At 40.8% G+C, this 19671-nt stretch carries 19 protein-coding genes; all 19 read right to left on the bottom strand.

Going from position 1 to position 19671, the window contains the following annotated elements; genetic code table 11:
* Positions 1-13: 13 nt before the first annotated feature.
* The 19 genes from P6709_RS01330 to yfmF all read right to left on the bottom strand — a co-directional run bounded on the left by P6709_RS01330 (position 14) and on the right by yfmF (position 19527).
* Positions 14-289 (bottom strand): hypothetical protein, encoded by a 276-nt coding sequence (locus P6709_RS01330; RefSeq protein WP_278239081.1) that lies wholly within the window; start codon positions 287-289, stop codon positions 14-16.
* A gap of 331 nt (positions 290-620) precedes the next feature.
* On the bottom strand, positions 621-1163 hold the full coding sequence (gene cotE, locus P6709_RS01325; protein ID WP_278239080.1) for an outer spore coat protein CotE: 543 nt from the start codon (positions 1161-1163) through the stop codon (positions 621-623).
* 71 nt (positions 1164-1234) lie between these two features.
* A complete protein-coding gene (locus P6709_RS01320) occupies positions 1235-2500 on the bottom strand; it encodes an MFS transporter (RefSeq protein WP_278239079.1) in 1266 nt (421 codons plus the stop codon).
* A 290-nt stretch (positions 2501-2790) separates the two neighbouring features.
* Entirely contained in the window at positions 2791-3141 is a 351-nt protein-coding gene (locus tag P6709_RS01315) for a hypothetical protein (protein WP_278239078.1), read from the bottom strand.
* Between the two features lie 154 nt (positions 3142-3295).
* Positions 3296-4816, bottom strand: a complete 1521-nt coding sequence (adh, locus tag P6709_RS01310; protein WP_278239077.1) for an aldehyde dehydrogenase — start codon at positions 4814-4816, stop codon at positions 3296-3298.
* 260 nt (positions 4817-5076) lie between these two features.
* Positions 5077-5508, bottom strand: coding sequence for a RicAFT regulatory complex protein RicA family protein (locus P6709_RS01305; protein WP_278239076.1), 432 nt, complete (start codon positions 5506-5508; stop codon positions 5077-5079).
* On the bottom strand, positions 5508-7052 hold the full coding sequence (gene miaB, locus P6709_RS01300) for a tRNA (N6-isopentenyl adenosine(37)-C2)-methylthiotransferase MiaB (protein WP_278239075.1): 1545 nt from the start codon (positions 7050-7052) through the stop codon (positions 5508-5510). The genes P6709_RS01305 and miaB overlap by 1 nt, the downstream gene beginning before the upstream one ends.
* Positions 7053-7447: 395 nt before the next feature.
* Positions 7448-7708, bottom strand: a complete 261-nt coding sequence (locus P6709_RS01295) for a stage V sporulation protein S (protein ID WP_278239074.1) — start codon at positions 7706-7708, stop codon at positions 7448-7450.
* A gap of 111 nt (positions 7709-7819) precedes the next feature.
* Entirely contained in the window at positions 7820-8614 is a 795-nt protein-coding gene (locus P6709_RS01290; protein ID WP_278239073.1) for a TIGR00282 family metallophosphoesterase, read from the bottom strand.
* A 96-nt stretch (positions 8615-8710) separates the two neighbouring features.
* Positions 8711-10270: a ribonuclease Y gene (rny, locus tag P6709_RS01285; RefSeq protein ID WP_278239072.1), complete on the bottom strand. Its 1560-nt coding sequence runs from the start codon at positions 10268-10270 to the stop codon at positions 8711-8713.
* A 240-nt stretch (positions 10271-10510) separates the two neighbouring features.
* Positions 10511-11560 (bottom strand): recombinase RecA, encoded by a 1050-nt coding sequence (gene recA / locus P6709_RS01280; protein ID WP_278239071.1) that lies wholly within the window; start codon positions 11558-11560, stop codon positions 10511-10513.
* A 331-nt stretch (positions 11561-11891) separates the two neighbouring features.
* On the bottom strand, positions 11892-13148 hold the full coding sequence (locus tag P6709_RS01275; RefSeq protein ID WP_278239070.1) for a competence/damage-inducible protein A: 1257 nt from the start codon (positions 13146-13148) through the stop codon (positions 11892-11894).
* Between the two features lie 14 nt (positions 13149-13162).
* A complete protein-coding gene (gene pgsA / locus P6709_RS01270; RefSeq protein WP_278239069.1) occupies positions 13163-13741 on the bottom strand; it encodes a CDP-diacylglycerol--glycerol-3-phosphate 3-phosphatidyltransferase in 579 nt (192 codons plus the stop codon).
* A gap of 104 nt (positions 13742-13845) precedes the next feature.
* The gene (locus tag P6709_RS01265; RefSeq protein ID WP_278239068.1) at positions 13846-14736 is read right to left on the bottom strand and encodes a helix-turn-helix domain-containing protein; all 891 of its coding nucleotides are present in this window, start codon (positions 14734-14736) and stop codon (positions 13846-13848) included.
* Between the two features lie 19 nt (positions 14737-14755).
* On the bottom strand, positions 14756-15547 hold the full coding sequence (locus P6709_RS01260; RefSeq protein WP_278239067.1) for a YmfK family protein: 792 nt from the start codon (positions 15545-15547) through the stop codon (positions 14756-14758).
* A 326-nt stretch (positions 15548-15873) separates the two neighbouring features.
* The gene (locus P6709_RS01255; RefSeq protein WP_278239066.1) at positions 15874-16131 is read right to left on the bottom strand and encodes a DUF3243 domain-containing protein; all 258 of its coding nucleotides are present in this window, start codon (positions 16129-16131) and stop codon (positions 15874-15876) included.
* A gap of 107 nt (positions 16132-16238) precedes the next feature.
* On the bottom strand, positions 16239-16955 hold the full coding sequence (gene ymfI / locus P6709_RS01250; protein WP_278239065.1) for an elongation factor P 5-aminopentanone reductase: 717 nt from the start codon (positions 16953-16955) through the stop codon (positions 16239-16241).
* Positions 16948-18252: an EF-P 5-aminopentanol modification-associated protein YfmH gene (yfmH, locus tag P6709_RS01245; RefSeq protein ID WP_278239064.1), complete on the bottom strand. Its 1305-nt coding sequence runs from the start codon at positions 18250-18252 to the stop codon at positions 16948-16950. The genes ymfI and yfmH overlap by 8 nt, the downstream gene beginning before the upstream one ends.
* The gene (yfmF, locus tag P6709_RS01240) at positions 18253-19527 is read right to left on the bottom strand and encodes an EF-P 5-aminopentanol modification-associated protein YfmF (protein WP_278239063.1); all 1275 of its coding nucleotides are present in this window, start codon (positions 19525-19527) and stop codon (positions 18253-18255) included.
* Positions 19528-19671: the final 144 nt, after the last annotated feature.

Raw genomic sequence — 19671 nt, 5'->3', positions numbered from 1 at the left:
GGTAATCTGCAAATTAAACAGGAGGAGATTTAATGACTGCTTTGGCGAACCAAAACGAAAAAAAAGATATTCCTATGCCAATAAGCAATATAATAACGGCAAATAAACCGAAGTCGAGAGAAAATAATGTGATTACCATAAAGCCTGATAAAAGACCAAGCAATACCGTTAACAATGGCTGCAGCATGGGAGCAATTTTAAATTGAACCGAATAATGAATCAGCACCAGCACTGCAAATGAAATAATAAAGAATGCTGCAATAAAAAGGAACATACTGCTTTTTAACATAATAATTTCTCCTTCCATATACGTTATATGTATCACTTAAACGCCAGGTGAAAACCTGAAGAAAAGAACGCCATTAGGAATTTAAAAGAGCTGGGAACAAAACTTTAGCCAGTTTAGCTGGACTATAGCGGACTCTTTGGTCAGTAAAGGAGCTGAACCTTTTTTGACAAACCTCTGTAAAGCTTCAGCCTTCCGTTACCTCCTGCACGGAGTTACCAACTTCTCCTCCTCTCACCTCATACGATTAATGATTAATGAATACTACCTCATTTTGAATTTTGTCCCATTCTTCTTTACAAAATAAAAAAAATCAGGTGATAGCTCACCTGATTTAGTGCCTTTTTGAATCTTCAAAACCTAAGAAATCTGTTTTGATTTCATCGATCTCGTCATCGTCAATATCATGGTCCCAATCATCTTCCATGCCGTCACGGTGGAAAATGACACACATTTTTGTTTCCCCTACGCATTCAACCACTATTTCCCGTTCAACTTGTACGATAACCTTACTTCCACAATCCGAGATAGAGGCTTCAAGGCAATTCGGCTGTTGCAGAACTCGTGCGATAATTTCATTGTCGTCATAATAATCCGGATCTCTGTATTTCAGCTTGATCGTATCTTTATACGAGACGTTCTCAATGACTACTGAGGTTTTGGTGTTGTCGTGATGCGAATACCAGACGTTAACATCAAATGTGCCGTAGACCTCAACCTTTTTCCCCACTTTTTTGGCTTCATATTTATGGTTGATGATCCAACAGCCTAAAATACTTGTTGGACGATGGGGCGGGTGAATGGTGTGATGGGATTGCGTGAATTTTCGGCCCTTGGCCACGACGGACTTTGTAATAATTTCTCTGTACTCCGACATTCATGCGGCCTCCTTTCATTTCCTTTTATCCTATGCTGAAAGTTGAGGAGATGTGCGAAAACCTATAATTTTTAGAAAAAACTTGTTTGCTTTCGTTTGGAGAGCATGGTAAAAGTAATTAAAAAATATAGAGAAGAAATGAGATACAGCACGCATGTAAGGGTAAATACCCACGCATATCCCCAATAGCTGCCATAAATAAGAATGATGCCAGTGGATACAGGCCCCATTGTCGCCCACCCGAGATTAAAGACCATTTGATTAATGGAATTTGCCAATCCTCTAAATTCATCCCCGACCATTTCCATCATTAAAGAAGTCTGAATCGGATTTCCTGCATTCATCAAAGCCTGCCTGAATAAAAAGCCGAGTGAAGCCACTACCAGTGATTCTGTAAAAGCCGTAAGCAATAAAAAGGGAAGTGACAGCAGCTGCAGGATTACCAGCGCTTTAATTTCCCCAATTTTTTTTACCACCAATGGTCCAATTAAAATGGCAATGGCAGTCATTGCCTGTCCGCCCGAAATAATTAATCCTATGTAAGAAGGAGACGCAAGAAAACGATCTGCAAAATACAAATTTAAATACGGGATAACCAGACCTGATCCAAATCCGATTAAAAGCTGGGCAACGGCAAATAAAGCAATGAGCTTAAAATTATCTCGTTTCGCTTTTTTCCTTATTGATAATTCACCTGCTGAATGGATGACCATTTGTTTTTCAGCAGGAAGCTCAATCATTTTTAATAATGGAAAAATAGCTGCTGTGAAAAATACTCCCCCTGCAAACAGCGACCATCTCACACTGCTTAGAGAGCTCCAATTTAGCACAAGATGAAAAAGATCAGTTAATCCACCTCCAATCAAACTGCCTGCTACTTGTGAAGCCGTCATGATTGAAAAGTGAATACTGAACAAATGCACCCGCTCACTTTTAGTGGAATTTTCAGCCAGCCAGGGGATACCTGACACCTGTATAAAAGCCGTGAAAAGCCCTGTAGCAAAAGCGCCCCATACCAGAAAATCCTCCACTTGCGCAAAACTTCTGAAAAACAATGTTCCAGCCGTGATAAATGTTCCGGCTATCATGATGTTTTTCCTGCCAATCCGGTCACTTAATAGTCCTGCAGGGAGTAATACCAGAGCAGTAGCAAGGGACATCGCGGAAATAATTTTCCCATTTACTGCATCATCATAACCCAATTCCCTTATGTAAAAATTATAAATTACCATAAACATGCCTAAACCAATTTGCAAAAAAACCGTTGCGAGTAAAAACATTTTAACATTTGAATGATAGCTGCGTACTTTTAATGCTTCATTTTTTATCCAATTCATATCTGCTGCTCCAGCCTTATTTATTTCGCACCCCTAAATAGTTTACCTTATTTTTCAGCTTAGTCAGCCCTTTTTTCTCGATTTTTTAAAATTTACATTTAATCACTGTTTATTGATTATAAACACCTTAGTTTGAGCGCAGCTTTTGAGGGACACACAGCATTCGCTTGGATTACCTTCTGAACTTTGCCCCTAATAAATCAACTTATAAATGAACATAAATAAAGAGTGTCTTATGAAAAATATTCATTAAGACACTCTTTATATTTTTTCTTCGTTTCTATTTCTATTTACTCATTAAAACCCTGAACAGCTTTTTCATCAACATGAGCATCAGTCGTACCCAAAACCTTCAATGCTTCCTGCGTTTCTTCGGCTGCGACTTTAAATTCAAGAATATGTGTAAAGCCTTGTGAGGACTGATTATCATCATTCTGATGATTCCTCGACACCATGCCTGCGTTTGCAGCGTTTCCTCCTGCTGACGATAGGTTAAATGCAGGTACGATGAATAAGCGGTCATTATCATCGTCAGGGATTGCATCTACTCTTGAATCACTGATGTTCAATCTTTGAAGTTTCATCAGTGCCGTTTCAGCGTCATTTTCACTTTTAAAATAAGCTTGTAAATGATTTAGCATCTCTTCATCTTCCTTCCAGCTTTTATTTCTATATTAAATACCCTATACAAGCTTTTTAAAACGCTTACTAAGTTGATTAGCTTTATTTAATTTGCAGCTGCAAACACATTTGATCAGCGGACCTCCAGCAGCACACCATGTCTTATAGGTTATTTTAAAAGAATCCCAGCTTCTTCGGGCTGTAGCTCACGAGCATATTTTTCGTTTGCTGATAATGATCGAGCATCATCTTGTGATTTTCTCTGCCGATCCCTGACATTTTATATCCTCCAAACGCAGCGTGAGCAGGATACTGGTGATAGCAGTTCGTCCAGACCCGACCTGCTTGAATCCCTCTGCCGAATCGGTAGGCTGTATTAATATTGCGTGTCCAGATGCCGGATCCAAGGCCATAGAGAGTATCATTTGCTATTTCCATCGCCTCTTCCTCTGTTTTAAAGGTAGTTACGGATAAAACCGGGCCAAATATTTCTTCTTGGAAGACTCTCATTTTGTTATTCCCTTTAAAAATAGTCGGCTGAATATAATACCCCTCAGCATTTTCACCTTCCTGCCTGTTTATGTCACCGCCAACAAGCACCTCTGCGCCTTCATCCTTTCCAATTTGCAGATACGACTGTATCTTCTCCATTTGTTCCCTGGAGGCCTGAGCGCCCATCATTGAATTGGGATCGAGAGGACTTCCCGTATTAATCTGTTTAACACGCTCAATTACTTTTTCCATAAAACGATCAAATATATCCTCATGAATCAAGGCTCTTGATGGACATGTACATACTTCACCCTGGTTCAAGGCAAACATCAACAGACCTTCTACAGCTTTATCAGCAAATTCATCATCTTCTTCTAGAATATCCTTAAAGAAAATATTTGGAGACTTGCCTCCAAGTTCTAGTGTAACGGGTATAAGATTTTCTGAAGCATACTCCATAATCATTTTTCCGGTAGTTGTTTCACCAGTAAACGCAATTTTAGCAATTCGTTTACTCGATGCCAGCGGTTTTCCCGCTTCTAAACCGAATCCATTTACAATATTGACTACTCCCGGAGGCAGTAAATCACCGACCAGTTCCATCAGCAATAGGATGGAAGCAGGAGTTTGTTCTGCGGGCTTCAGCACCACACAGTTTCCTGCAGCCAGCGCCGGCGCTAGTTTCCACACTGCCATTAAGATCGGAAAATTCCATGGAATAATTTGTCCTACTACTCCAAGCGGCTCATGGAAATGATAAGCAACCGTATCCTCATCAATCTCCCCAATGCTTCCCTCCTGCGCACGAATTACACCGGCAAAATAGCGAAAATGATCAATAGCCAACGGAATATCAGCATTTAGCGTTTCCCTCACTGCTTTTCCATTCTCCCAGGTTTCAGCCACAGCAAGCATCTCTAGGTTTTCTTCCATTCTGTCAGCGATTTTGTTTAAAATAACTGAGCGTTCTGTTACCGATGTTTTCCCCCATGAATGCTTCGCAGCATGAGCAGCATCTAATGCTTTTTCAATATCTTCTTCTGTGGATCTTGCTACTTGAGTAAACGCTCTACCGTTTACAGGAGATGGGTTTTCAAAGTATTCGCCTTTGACCGGCGCCACCCATTCCCCGCCTATGTAATTATCATACTTCTCTTTAAATTGAACGATTGAACCTTCAGTATTTGGATTTGCATAAGTCATTTTGCCATCTCCTTTTTATTTTTAATAACTATCTTGAACTCCTTTCATTTTTGTAAACGTTTTCATTTAGAGGTAAATTGTATAATCTGTTCTATTCCATTTGTATCAAACTATCAAATCATTGTCAATTTTCAGAAAATTAAATTCCTATCTTACTAGCATTTATGATATTTTTAGAAACGCAGAAGTATAAATACATAGTAAAAAGGCTGAGACATACGCGTCTCAGCCTTTTATAGCGGTCTGAAAGTCAATTCAGATTATGAACAGCTGGTTCCCCCGCGGCGCACTTGAGCACCTGTTTCACCTTTTAAGATATCTCCGCCTGTTTGACGTATAATTTCATCAGTTACAGAGTTGGATACCGTGTTTGCAACCATTTGCAAGAGCTCATTTACTTCGATTTGAGACTGCTTAAATTCCTGAACGATCGGAATCTCATCAATTTCTGTTTCGATTTTATCAATTTTGGCCTCAATCATTTTTAAAGCTTCGTGCTTGCCATAGTGCTGAAAGTTCACTGCCTGCTTTTGAAGACTTTTCAAACTTGCAATTTTTTCTCTTATTTTTTGATTTTCCTGAATTTGCGCTTCAGCCCGTTTAAAGAAATCAACTTCTTCAGTGGCGGTAATCATTTTTGCAAGATCTTTTGCTTTTGCGATAATTTCTTTTTTTGAGTAATGCTGTTCCATTATACATTCACCTCAGCCGGCTTAACCATTTCTACCAATTCACCATTAAGGCTCCAGGTTTTGGCATCCGTTATTTTTACTTTTACTAATTGTCCAACTACCTCTTTTGGTGCAACGAAGTTCACAAGTTTGCTTGTTCGTGTATATCCTGAAAGCACATCAGGATTTTTTCTGCTTTCCCCTTCAACCAATACTTCCATTACTTGTCCTTCAAGCTTCTTAAGTGCCGCGTTGGACATTTCATTTACCAGATTGTTTAGGCGCTGAAGACGCTCCTTTTTCACTTCCATTGGAACATTGTCTTCCATTTTAGCAGCGGGTGTTCCCTCCCTAGGAGAATAGATATAAGTGAAGGCTGTTTCAAATCCAACTTCCTTATACAACGTAAGGGTTTCCTCAAACTGCTCTTCTGTTTCATTTGGAAATCCTACAATGATATCGGTCGTTAGTACAGCATTGGGAATCGCTGCACGAATCTTACCGACAAGGTTAATAAAATGCTCCCGTGTATATTTTCTGGCCATTAGCTTTAAGATCTGGGAAGAACCGTGCTGCACCGGCAAATGAATATGTTCAACTAAATTGCCGCCCTTAGCTAATACTTCAATCAGATAATCATCAAAATCACGGGGATGGCTCGTTGTAAAACGGATTCTTGGAATATCAATTTTTCTTAGTTCATCCATTAACTGGCCGAGGCCATATGTCATATCTTCGAAATCTTTCCCGTAAGCATTTACGTTTTGACCAAGCAGTGTAATTTCCTGATACCCCTGTGAGGCTAAATGGCGCACTTCCTGAATGATATCCTCCGGACGTCTGCTGCGCTCTTTCCCGCGGGTGTAAGGCACGATACAATACGTACAAAATTTATCACAGCCATACATAATGTTGACCCAGCCTTTGATGGCGCCTTTGCGCACTCGTGGAAGGTTCTCAATAACGTCCCCCTCTTTAGACCAGACTTCAACAACCATTTCTTTACTCATATATGCTTCGTTTAAAATGTTAGGCAGACGATGAATATTATGTGTCCCGAAGATGATGTCTATATGCTGATGTGTTTTTAAAATTTTGTTAACTACTGACTCTTCCTGAGACATACATCCGCATACGCCGATGATCAAGTCGGGACGTTCGAGCTTTAACGGTTTTAAATGTCCAATTTCTCCGAAAACCTTATTTTCAGCATTTTCCCTGATAGCACATGTGTTCAGTAAGATTACATCTGCATCAGCAGTTGAATCGGTAAGTTCGTAGCCTAATTGCTCAAAGATGCCTGCCATAACTTCCGTATCATGTTCGTTCATCTGACATCCATATGTGCGGATATAAAATTTGCGTCCTTTTCCCATTCCCTGGAATTCAGGATCGATTTTAAAATCTTTATGATAACTTACTTCTTCTTTTCCACGTTTTTTTGCATCCTTCAAAGATGGCGGGCTGTAGACTGTTTGAAAATATTGACTATAGTCTTTTTCTTGCTTGCCCTTGGCAGGTGTTACGGAGGCCTGTTGCCCTGCAAGACGCTGCTCTTCGTTCATGAGAAAATCCCCTTTCTATCAAAACCACATACAAATCATCACGCGCTGCTTAATTGTGATGAAAATGCTGTAAATCACACGTCCCTTTAGTATAAAGGGTCTTTACATCAGATACAATAGAGACGGTGCTTTTGTCGAAATTTCGTCTTTTCTTTTCGCTCTATTGACTAAAAGAGAATAGCTTAAAATAATATTTTAACAAGGCCGTGCAATTTTATTAGTATGAGATGGATGGAGCTGAAGGGGGAGGTCATTGGAGAAGATGACACTCGCATTTAACCAAAAAGAACAGTCAAAGAACCTGAGACATAATTTGTCTCAGGCTCTTTTCCTAACCATTCATATCAAGGCACCGCCAGCTCAATTATCGGCCAGATAAAACGGATTTCCCCTTTTTACCTTGGCTCGATGATAAGTTTCATGGCGGTCCGGTCTTCCCCATCAATTTTAATGTCTGTAAAAGCCGGAATACAAATTAAATCCACTCCACCTGGAGCAACGAATCCTCTGGCAATGGCGACTGCTTTTACTGCTTGATTCAGCGCACCTGCTCCTATTGCTTGTACCTCCACCACACCCCGTTCACGCAGCACACCAGCCAGTGCTCCTGCGACGGAGTTTGGGTTCGATCGTGATGACACCTTCAGGACGTCCATTGTGTACCTCCTCATTAACATCAACTACCACACCATGGATGTGATGATTTCCATTAACTATATTCACAAAGTGTCATCACTATGCTCTTTGAGTAAGGACTTCTCTAATTCTTACTCAAATGGATGATCGTCATTAATCAGGATTCGGTCGATGGAATTCGCTTTTCCACTTTTTCGATCCAGAGTGATTAGACACCCGCTCAGTATCGTCCGCCCGGTCTTCGGAACTTCAAAGCGGGTAGGGAGGGTCGTGAGGAAGCGTTTAAGGACCGCTTCTTTTTCCATTCCAAGCACAGCATCATACGGGCCAGTCATGCCCACATCTGAAAGATAAGCAGTACCTGAAGGCAATACACGGTTATCTGCTGTCTGAACATGTGTATGAGTACCTACCACAGCAGAAACCTTTCCATCCAAAAACCAGCCCATGGCCTGTTTCTCACTGGTGGCTTCAGCATGAAAGTCCACAAAAATGTAAGGAGTGTGTCGTCTCGCTTCATCCACCAGTCTTTTAACTGCAGGAAAAGGATCATCTACAGGATTCATGAATGTGCGGCCAAGCAGATTAATTACAGCAACTTCGGCGCTTCCAGCTGAAATCATCTGCATGCCTTTACCAGGAGCCCCTGAAGGATAATTTGCAGGTCTGATAAGATTTTGGGTCTGGTCAATAAATTGAAAAATTTCGCGATTATCCCAGGTATGATTGCCCATTGTAATCGCGTCTCCTCCTGCTGCTTCAAGCTGCCTGTATATTTTTTCAGTGATTCCTCTTCCCGATGCTGCATTTTCTCCATTTACAATGGTGCAATCCGGCTGGTATTTTTCTTTTAGTTTTGGTAAAAACTCCTCCACCATTTCCCTTCCAGGCGAACCCATGACATCCCCAATAAATAAAATTTTCATATATAATACCTCTTCCTGATGCTTTTTATAGTGAATTAATTAACTCTTATAAACAAATAGAAAGGCAATGTGAGCGAATCACATTGCCTTTTTTAGCTATTTTGCGTATTCTACTGCCCGTGTTTCGCGAATTACTGTAACTTTTATGTGGCCTGGATAATTTAACTCTTCTTCGATTCTCTTTCGAATATCTCGAGCGAGTCGATGAGCAGTAAGATCATCAATTTGTTCAGGCTTCACCATAATCCGGATTTCACGGCCGGCCTGGATTGCAAAGGATTTTTCAACTCCATCATAGGATTCTGAAATTTCCTCCAAACGCTCAAGGCGGCGAATGTAATTTTCCAGCGTTTCGCTTCTGGCTCCCGGCCGAGCAGCGGATAACGCATCTGCAGCAGCTACCAGCACTGCTATAACAGAAGTGGCTTCATGGTCACCGTGGTGAGAAGCAATACTGTTGATGACAACTGGATGCTCTTTGTATTTAGTGGCAAGTTCAACACCGATTTCCACGTGGCTGCCTTCAACCTCATGGTCAATCGCTTTACCAATATCGTGCAGAAGTCCGGCACGTCTGGCAAGTGTTTCATCTTCTCCCAATTCAGCAGCCAGCAAGCCTGAAAGGTAGGCGACTTCTGTAGAGTGCTTTAATACATTTTGTCCATAACTTGTACGGTAACGAAGTCTGCCCAGAATTTTAATTAAATCCGGATGCAGCCCATGAGCACCTACATCGAAAGTTGTCTGCTCACCAATTTCCCTGATATGCTCATCTACTTCTCTTCTTGCTTTGTCCACCATCTCTTCAATTCTGGCAGGGTGAATACGTCCATCCTGCACAAGCTTTTCAAGAGCGATTCTTGCAGTTTCCCGTCTGATAGGATCAAAGCCGGAAAGAATGACTGCTTCAGGTGTGTCGTCAATAATTAAGTCAATTCCGGTTAATGTTTCTAGCGTGCGAATATTTCTTCCTTCTCTACCAATGATTCGACCTTTCATCTCATCATTCGGCAAATTCACGACAGAAACGGTTGTCTCTGCAACGTGATCAGCTGCACAGCGCTGAATGGCTAATGATAGAAGCTCCCGGGCCTTTTTCTCTGATTCTTCTTTGGCACGGTTTTCCTGTTCTTTAACCATAATTGCAATGTCCTGAGCCAGTTCTTTTTCCACCTGGTCAAGAATGATGCTTTTCGCTTCTTCACGCGTTAAGCTTGAAATCCGCTCAAGCTCATGCTCCTGCTTTTGAACCATCTCATCCACTTTGCTTTCCATTTCTTCAATATGTTGTTGTCGTTCGTGCAAGGATTGATCCTTGCGCTCGAGTAATGATTCGCGTTTGTTCAGCGAATCATCTTTACGGTCGAGATTTTCTTCTCTCTGCATCAAACGATTTTCCTGCTTTTGCAATTCGTTTCTTCGCTCACGAAGTTCTGCTTCAATCTCAGAACGAAGCTGATGATTTTCATCTTTCGCTTCAAGCAGTGCTTCTTTCTTTAATGCTTCTGCTTCACGTCTTCCATTTTCAATAATTTGTTCTACAGAGCCTTTAGCACCACCGATTTTCGCATCCATCATGAATTTGTGAATCAAATAACCAACAATCACACCGACGATAATGCTAAGCAAAATGGAGATGATAGTAAATAATTCCATCGTGTTCACCTCCCCTTGCTATTCAAATGTTTCTGATCCTGCCTTTTGTCGGCTAGTATAAAGTACTATACAAGGCCAGGCAATTTACGTATCAATCGAAAAAATTTGTAAGATATACAATGTTAATTTTAAGTCTGTGAATTTTTCTTGTCAAGGGGATGAGCCAATTATACACATCCCATTCCAATATATTGATAAAAAAAGACAAAGAGATTATTCTCTTTGCCCTTAATTATACTCTTATTCTGTATCATCAAGCAGGTTAAAATCTGCCTCTTCCTCAGCAGGAGGAGCATTGCGATCTACGTCCATACCGTGATGCCCTCGGATCTTGAGCATGATTTCCTGACGCAGTTCTGGATTCTCTTTTAAGAATTGCTTTGAATTTTCGCGGCCTTGACCAAGTCGGTCTCCATTATACGAATACCATGAACCGCTTTTTTGGATAATATCAACATCCGACCCGAGATCCACAATTTCTCCTTCGCGGGAAATTCCCTCTCCATACATAATATCAACTTCCGCTATGCGGAAAGGCGGCGCGACTTTATTCTTAACAATCTTAATCCGGGTTTTATTCCCCACCATTTCATTACCCTGCTTAAGAGTTTCAGCTCTTCGAACATCAAGGCGAATGGAAGAATAGAATTTTAACGCACGGCCCCCTGGTGTTGTCTCAGGGCTGCCAAACATAACGCCTACCTTTTCACGAATCTGATTGATGAAAATGGCAATCGTGTTTGATTTGCTGATGGCGCCAGACAGCTTTCGAAGAGCCTGAGACATAAGTCTTGCCTGAAGACCAACATGGGAATCTCCCATCTCTCCTTCAATTTCCGCTTTAGGGACAAGGGCAGCAACAGAGTCGACTACTACGATTTCGACTGCACCGCTTCGTACAAGGGCTTCAGCAATTTCAAGAGCCTGCTCGCCCGTATCCGGCTGCGATAATAGCAGCTCATCTATGTTAACTCCAAGCTTGCTTGCATAAACAGGATCAAGCGCATGCTCGGCATCAATAAACGCAGCCTGGCCGCCTTTAGACTGCACCTCTGCAATCGCATGAAGGGCAACAGTCGTCTTACCTGAGCTTTCAGGGCCATAAATTTCAATAACACGGCCTCTGGGATAACCGCCCACTCCAAGCGCTGCGTCGAGCGCAATGGAGCCGCTGGAGACTGTGGATAAATTTCTGTCTGTCTTTTCACCCAGTTTCATTATAGAGCCTTTTCCAAACTGCTTTTCTATTTGTTTCAGTGCCATATCGAGCGCTGCCTGACGATCACTCACAAAAATTCCTCCTTTTATCTAAGATGTCTTTATGTTTTAAATGACATCTCATAACCTAACTCTACTATACTCTTTTTCAATCTATATAACAAGCAAAAAGCGAACATTTATTCGCTTTTTTTAAAGAGGAATATTAAGATATTTTCTTAATTTCCAACAGGTATTGTCTTGATTTGAGGAAAAAAAAGCTGGATACTTTGCTATTTTATTTTTTTAAATCTTAAAGATTAGATCAAGCTGCTGACATTTAAAAACGGAGTGGTTTTGTGCAGTGCCGGTAAGTTAGATCAATAATGCAGAGTTATTTTCCCCTTTGGATTAGGCAAAAAACTTATAATAGTTCTTCAGCATTTTGTTGCTCAAGCAGCTGGATAATGTAGAACAGTCCATACTTTACTGCCCGCAGCCGAATATAGTTTCTATCTCCCTGAAGCTTCAATTGCACCGCCTGCACCGGTTGATCTTTAAAAGCAATACCGATCCATACTGTACCGGGCGGGCTGCCTTCAAGTGAATCCGGTCCGGCAGAGCCGGTAAAAGAAATGCCTATATCTGCATTCAGCTGGCGTTTGGCACCTTCAGCCATTTCAATGGCGCATGCTTCACTAACAGCACCTTCTTCTGACAGCGTCTTTTCGGAAACTCGGGCTAAATTTACTTTCACATCATTTGAGTAGCTGACAATTCCGCCTTTTAGTATAGAGCTTGCGCCAGGCTGACTACCTACTTGCGAGGAAAACAGTCCTGCTGTCAGACTCTCTGCAGAGGCTATGGTGAGCTTGAAAGAAGATAAAAGCTGGCAGGCTTTCTGAAGAAGCGTCTCGTTATTTCTGCCATACATAAATTGGCCGACGATCGAGTTTATTTCTGCCTCTGCTTCATCAAGCATCTTTTCCGCTTCTGTAATTTGTGAATGCTTTGCAGTGATCCTTAGCGTTACTTCCCCGTCAGAAGCAAGGGGAGCAATGGTTGGGTTAATCTGTTTGTTAATCAGATGATCAATCTTTGTCTCCAATTCAGCCTCTCCAATCCCAAAATATCTGAGAACACGGGATTTCATAGGCTTTACTTCCCCAAGCTTTAAAAGTTCAGGGATAACAGACGATTGAAACATGGGTTTCATTTCACGGGGAGGTCCAGGCAATAAAACAAAGACTGACCGCTCAGAATGAATCATCATGCCAGGCGCCATTCCATGATGATTCATTAATACATTGCTTCCTTCAACTACAAGTGCCTGCTTTTGATTGTTTTCTGTCATTTCCCTGTTGGCATTTTTAAAATAGCTTTCAATATAAAAAAGTGACTCCTCGTGCATGACCAGTTTTCTGCCCAGATGAAGAGCAACGGTTTCTTTAGTCAGATCGTCTTTTGTCGGCCCCAGTCCGCCGGTGAGAATAATTAAATCTGCGCGGTCTTCAGCAGCAGAAATCTCTTCAAGGAGCCGCGATTGATTATCGCCGATCACACTATGCCTGTAAACATCCACTCCTGCTTCAGCAAGCTGGTTAGAGATAAACTGTGCATTTGTATTGGCTATTTGTCCAAGAAGCAATTCAGAGCCTACTGCAATAATTTCAGCGTTCATATCGTGAACTCTCCTTATTTGGAATGTCGGAAAGCATCCCAGTTTTTAACAAAATAATCCACTCCAGACCAAACAGTAAAAACAGCTGCAATATAAAGAGAAATTATATCAAATGGAATGTTTACAAGTTCGAATACGATGTTGTGTAGAAGAAGTGATGAAACTGCAATGATTTGCATCCACATTTTAATCTTCCCAAGCATCGCAGCCGCATGAACTTCCCCGCTGCCTGCAAGAACGAGCCTTAAACCGGTAATGGCAAACTCTCGGCTTATTATAATAATAACGATCCAGGATGGTGCCAGCTGCAATTCAACAAGAATAACTAAAGCAGCAGACACTAAAAGCTTGTCCGCCAAAGGATCTAAAAATTTCCCCAGATTAGTAACCATATTATATTTCCGTGCATAGTAGCCGTCGACCCAGTCCGTGGAAGCAGCAAAAATAAAAATCATTCCTCCGATAAAGTGATGAACCGGTATTTCAGCACCGAGCAGTTGAAGCGTTCCCCAATTGAAATCAACCAGCATAATGATCATAAATAAAGGAATTAATAAAATTCTTGAAATCGTAATCTTATTGGGTATATTCATTTTCTTTCCTCCCTGAAACAAATTGATTCTTTTATTAGCAAAAAAATAGCCATCAATTCTGATGACTATTTTCCTTTCGCTTAAAATGAGCAAGATTACCGCTTTTAGTTTTCCACTTCAATAGCTATATTTTGAGGATTTACATCAGTAGAAAGTCCAAATTCAACAAGCTCTCCATTGATTTTTACTTCTGTACCCGATGTGCTGCCAACACGAATGCGGAACCAGTCGTATTCAGAAGCATCAAAAGACAATTCATTGTCCGTTTGAGTCATCTGCTTGCTGATCAATTCATTCTGATCTTCATCTGTAATACCCACCCAGGAGGAAGAAGAAGACTCAATTGTTACCTCTATTTCTTCGGTTCCGGAAACTTGATAGGTTGTGGTTTGAGCATCTGTTCCCCCACTTTCTATCGACAGTTCATCAGCAGGTTCTGCAGGTTCTTCTGCAGATTCTTCCTCTGATGCAGATTCCTCAGCTTCTTCAGCAGGCTGCTCTTCATCGCCTTCTTCTTCTGCTGCAGGAGAAACTTCCTCCTGCTGTTCTATACCCACACTTTCTTCTGTTCCATTGCCTGCATCTGGATCATTATCTTCAGACATTAGTTGAACCGCGAGAAAATAAACAACCGCTAAAATGCCTACAATAAAAATGACAGTAATAAATGTGGGCAGAAAACTGAACATTCTGGATGAACCGGATGTTCCTTTACGAGTCTGCGCCCTTGATAAATGAGAGGGAATCTGATCTTCATGGTTAGAGGGGATCTCATTTGCGAATTCCTCAAAAAGCTCATCAGGCTGCAAGTCTACTGCTTCAGCATATTGTTTAATAAATGCCCGAACATAAAAAGAGCCCGGCATCATTGTATAATTGCCTTCCTCAATGCCCTGTAGATATCTTTTTTGAATCTTTGTTAACGATTGCACTTCATCTAAGCTTAAGCCTTTTCCTTCGCGGGCTTCTTTTAATCGATTTCCTAATTCAGTCAATGTTTACACCTGCCAATACTTAAAAATCAAAATCACCAAAATCAGAACCGCCGAACATATTATTTTTAGGCACCATTTCATATGTAATTTCTTCATCCGGATGATGACGGAGTTCAATGATATAATCAAAGTCATCCAGGGAATACTCTGTGTTCTCTACAAATACATCAGGGTGTTCAATCACTTTCACAGCCGGCATTCTCATAATTTCACGGACAAGCTGCCAATGTTTTTCACTGGCTTGTCTTGTGGAAACAACGCCATCGAGAATAAACAAGTTATTTTCATTATATTCGTCTTGAATAAGTTGATTACGGATCGTCTGCTTCAGCAGCGTCGAGGAAACAAACAGCCATTTTTTGTTGGCACACACACTTGCCGCTACTATGGATTCTGTTTTTCCTACTCTGGGCATACCTCTTATACCAATTAATTTATGACCTTCCTGCTTATAGAGCTCTGCCATAAAATCCACCAGTAAACCAAGCTCATCCCGTATAAAGCGAAACGTTTTTTTATCATCAGCATCCCGTTGAATATAGCGTCCATGTCGTACTGCTAAACGGTCACGCAGTTTCGGCTCACGCAGTTTTGTCATTTGAATTGTATCCATAGTACTTAGAATGGATTCAAGTCTTGCTATCTGCTCATCACTTCGCGCTAAAAGAAGCATACCACGTCTTCCTTCATCCACGCCATTAATTGTAATAATATTTATCTCCAGCATACCGAGAAGGGAAGAAATGTCACCAAGCAAGCCGGGCCTGTTTTTTTGGATCTCGTATTCAAGATACCATTCTTTTCTCTGCATGTGATCATCCCCTTCTAAAAAACGACTTTTTTCGATCTTTCAATATAACTTTAATAATAAAGCATTTAACAGCAATAGAAAAGAGAAACAAAAGGAACTATTGAAAAAAGTATCATGAATAGAAGACCAGGCAGGCACAGTTATGCTGTAAGATTAGATAACCAAACTTATTTATATAAAGATGATACCAATATCGTCAACGCCAATAAGCTTGAGACCTATTCGTCCCAGGCTATTTAAACGGCTCCTTCCGCTACGCTGATCGCAGCCGCCCTCATTTAAATAAAAAAAGAGAGGATTTCCTCTCTTTTTCAATCAAAGCATTCTTAATGAGTTTCACTTTGGCTTGTTAAACGGACCATTAAATTAGCAATAACGTGTTGTTCCTCTGTATTTGCTACAGACCACAAATCTGCAAGAACACGTTCCTGCTCATTTTTAGGATCCACGTTCTTTGCTAAGTAATCACCAATTTGAAATGCAACTTCCGACATTTTGCCCTTTTCCATACCGCCTTGCTGGGCATGAACAACTTTGTCGCCCAAAAATGATTTCCATTGCTGCCAGTTTTCAAGAACAGACATGATATTTCCTCCTTTTTTTATCATCCTCAAATTGCATGGAGACCCAGTAGAATATATCTCCATACCCTTCTTAGTATGCTAAAGAAAGCAGGGCTTATACATTTTCATTAGGCGTGCCAGCCGCCATTAACCGAAAGCACCTGAGAAGTAATGTAGGATGAATCCTTTCCAAGCAGAAAAGATACAGCTCCTGCAACTTCTTCGGGAGCAGCCATTCTTCCGGCAGGAATGCTATCTGTGATCGCGTTCCTGTCAAATTCATCATAGTGGCGGGTCATTGAGGTTTCGACTGCTCCAGGGGCGACAGCATTTACGCTGATCTGTGAAAGTGCCAGTTCTTTTCCCAGCGCCTTTACAAATGCAATCTGCGCGCCTTTAACAGCAGAATAGATGACTTCGTTTGAAGCACCGGTCTGCCCCCAGATAGAGGAAATAAACACGATGCTCCCACTATGACCTTTTCGCATGGATGGCAAAAATGACCTGATGATGCGGGCAGGCTGAAAAACATGACTGGACCAGAGTTCATCCATCACATTATCCGGAGTATTTTCAAGAAGTCCTTCATACCCGCCTCCTCCTGCATGAACAATGGCATCTAATGTCTTTATTGAATCAATAAGAGAATTTGTGCTATCTGTAGTACAAAGATCAGCCTGAACTGGAATGATGGAGGAGCTGCTCATGCTTTTCTTTAAAGAAAGAACGGCATCTTTATTTTTATTATAATGAGCGTAAACCAGCCAGCCCTCTTCAACCAGTCTTTTTGCTACCGCTGAACCAATTCCGCCGCTTGCCCCCAGTACGAGTACTTTCTTACTCAACCGCCTCTTCTTCTTTCGGCAGAATATAAAAGCTTGTAATATGTTCAGGCTGTGCCAAGTCTGACAGTGCCAATGCGATATCTTCTTTTGTCAGGGTTTCAAGCGTAGGAACGGCATCAAATAAATCCATCTCATTAAACGTATAGCGTGTAAATTGATTTGCAATAAATTCAGGGGAATTTAACGACCGTAAAAACCCGCCAATATTTTTCTTTTTTACTGATTCAATTTGTTCTTCTGTTATAGACGATTGCTCTGCCTCTTCTATTAATATGGCCTTCACCGTCTCAGAAAGCTTATCTGGATCTCTCGTGCTGCCTCCCAGCAAAGCAAAACCGTAGCCGAGCTCCTGGGAAAAATCAAATGTAAAACTGTCATCAATCAGACCTTCTTCATACAGCTTTGTATAATGTTTGGACGTTTTGCCAAACAAAACATCAAGTGCCGTATTTACTGCCAGTTCCCTGCGCAATAGTTCATTGCCTTTCAGGTTCACATTTGAAGCTTTGAGTCCAATCATACATTTAGGCACTTGAACATCCATATTTAATTGATGATGTTTTTTTGCAACACTTGACGGTTCATCCTCAAAATGTCTTTTGATCGGTGCCTGAGGTTCAAACTCTCTTCTTTTTTGAGAATTTTTGACCTGCTCAATAATTTCTTCGGGGTTCACTGAGCCGACAATAAAGAGAACCATATTCGAAGGGTGGTAAAAGGTGTTATAGCATTGATACAAATGATCTTTTGTAATATCTGTAATGGAGTCAATCGTTCCTGCAATATCCACCCGGACAGGATGAACATGATACATATTTTGAATGGTTCCAAAATAAAGACGCCAGTCAGCGTTATCATCATACATAGTAATTTCCTGCCCAATAATACCTTTTTCCTTCTCTACAGTTTCTTCAGTAAAATACGGAGACTGTACAAAGTCAATCAGTGTATCGAGATTTTCGCTTACGTTAGACGTGCTTGAAAACAAATAAGCAGTCCGCGTAAAGGATGTGAAGGCATTCGCAGAAGCTCCATTTTCACTAAATTTCTGGAAGACGTCTCCATCTTCTTTTTCGAACATCTTATGCTCAAGAAAATGCGCAATTCCATCAGGTACTTTTGTAAACTCCTTTTCCCCAAGTGGAATAAACTGGTCATCAATCGAACCGTACTTTGTTGTAAACGTTGCGTACGTTTTACTGAATTCGGGTTTAGGAAGAATATAAACAGAAAGACCGTTTTCAAGTTCTTCAAAAAACAACTCCTCCTGAAGCTGGTCAAAAATCTTTTTTTGCATTTACGCCTCCTCCTTTCCCGTTAAAATATATGTGGTATCGAGTTTTACTTTTTGAGATACAGCGACGATGTCATCTTTTGTAACTTTGTCTACTTTTTCAAACCACTCGTTAATGGTAAAAATACTGCCTGAAACGTCACCCTGATAAAGAACCTCTATAATTCCTCGGGCTGAATCAAGCGTTTCGAGCATCTGATTTTTCATTACGGCCCGGGTTTGGTTCAGTTCTTTAGAAGAAATATCCCCCTTTTGAATGGCCTTGAGCTGCTCCAGAATAATTTCAGCTGCTCTGTCTATTTTGCCGGGATCAACACCTGACATGATTAAAATTAAACCTTTATGACTTTCCATTCGGCTTGCTGCATAATAAGCAAGGCTTTCTTTTTCCCGAACATTAATAAACAACTTTGAATGAGGGAAACCACCGAGGATTCCGTTCATCATAACCAGTGGGATATACTCTTTTTCTCCATAATGGGTTTCTGTTCGGAAGCCCATATTTAGTTTACCTTGCTTAATGGATTGCTTTTCCACTATTCTCTTTGGTTTTTCTTTTGGGCTGAAGTTTGCCGCTTCTCCAGCAATGGAATCTCTTTGGGCAAAAGACAGATATTTTTCACATAGATCTTCGATTTCTTTTTCATTTATATCTCCAACTATATAGAAATCAACAGTGTCTTCATTCATCATTTTCTTATATACACTGAAAAGCTTTTCAGAGGTAATAGCATCCACCTCTTCTACCGATCCATGTGGATGCAGCGCAAAGGGCTCCCCTTTACACATTTCTTCGATTAACCGCTGTGAGGCATACCTCATTTTATCGTCTCTTGCAGCTTCTAAACGCTGTTTTAAGGATCGTTTCTCCTGATCCACGATTTTGGCACTAAACGCACCATTCTCGATTAGTGGATTAAAAAGCATTTCTGCCAAAACGTTGAAAGCTTCCTCTGTTAAAGGAGAAGAATCCTTTAAAAACTGTTCATTGGCAATATCGACTGAAAAACTGATAATGTGCGATTCGCCTTTTTTACTCACATCGACTTGTGCATTGGCTCCATATAAATTGTCAAGATATGTTCTAAAGGAAGCTGTTGTCGGCCATTTTTGTGTGCCGCTTTGTAAAATATAAGGCAGCAGCGCTCTTGCAGTAACATCGTTCTTTTGCAGCGGTGCCCGAAACTTAATGACCAATTGATTGGTTTTAAATTGTTTGGTCTTGATAGTGTGAATGGAAATGCCTTGTTTTTTTATTGTTTTAGGTTCAATTCTCATAATTTCGCTCCTTTTAGCAGATATCCTTTCCTGCCGCCATATCTTAGTATTTATATTCTATTGTAACACTATACATTCTAATGAATGTCATGGACAAGCTGGAAGAATTTAAAACATTTAATTTTTTTCTATTATCAGAAAAAT

Origin of the sequence: Jeotgalibacillus sp. ET6, from assembly GCF_029667115.1 — a bacterium.
In the GTDB taxonomy this organism is placed as follows: Bacteria; Bacillota; Bacilli; order Bacillales; family Jeotgalibacillaceae; genus Jeotgalibacillus.
The sequence above is the reverse complement of the archived record's forward strand: the minus strand, read 5'-3'. Positions and strand labels throughout refer to the sequence as shown.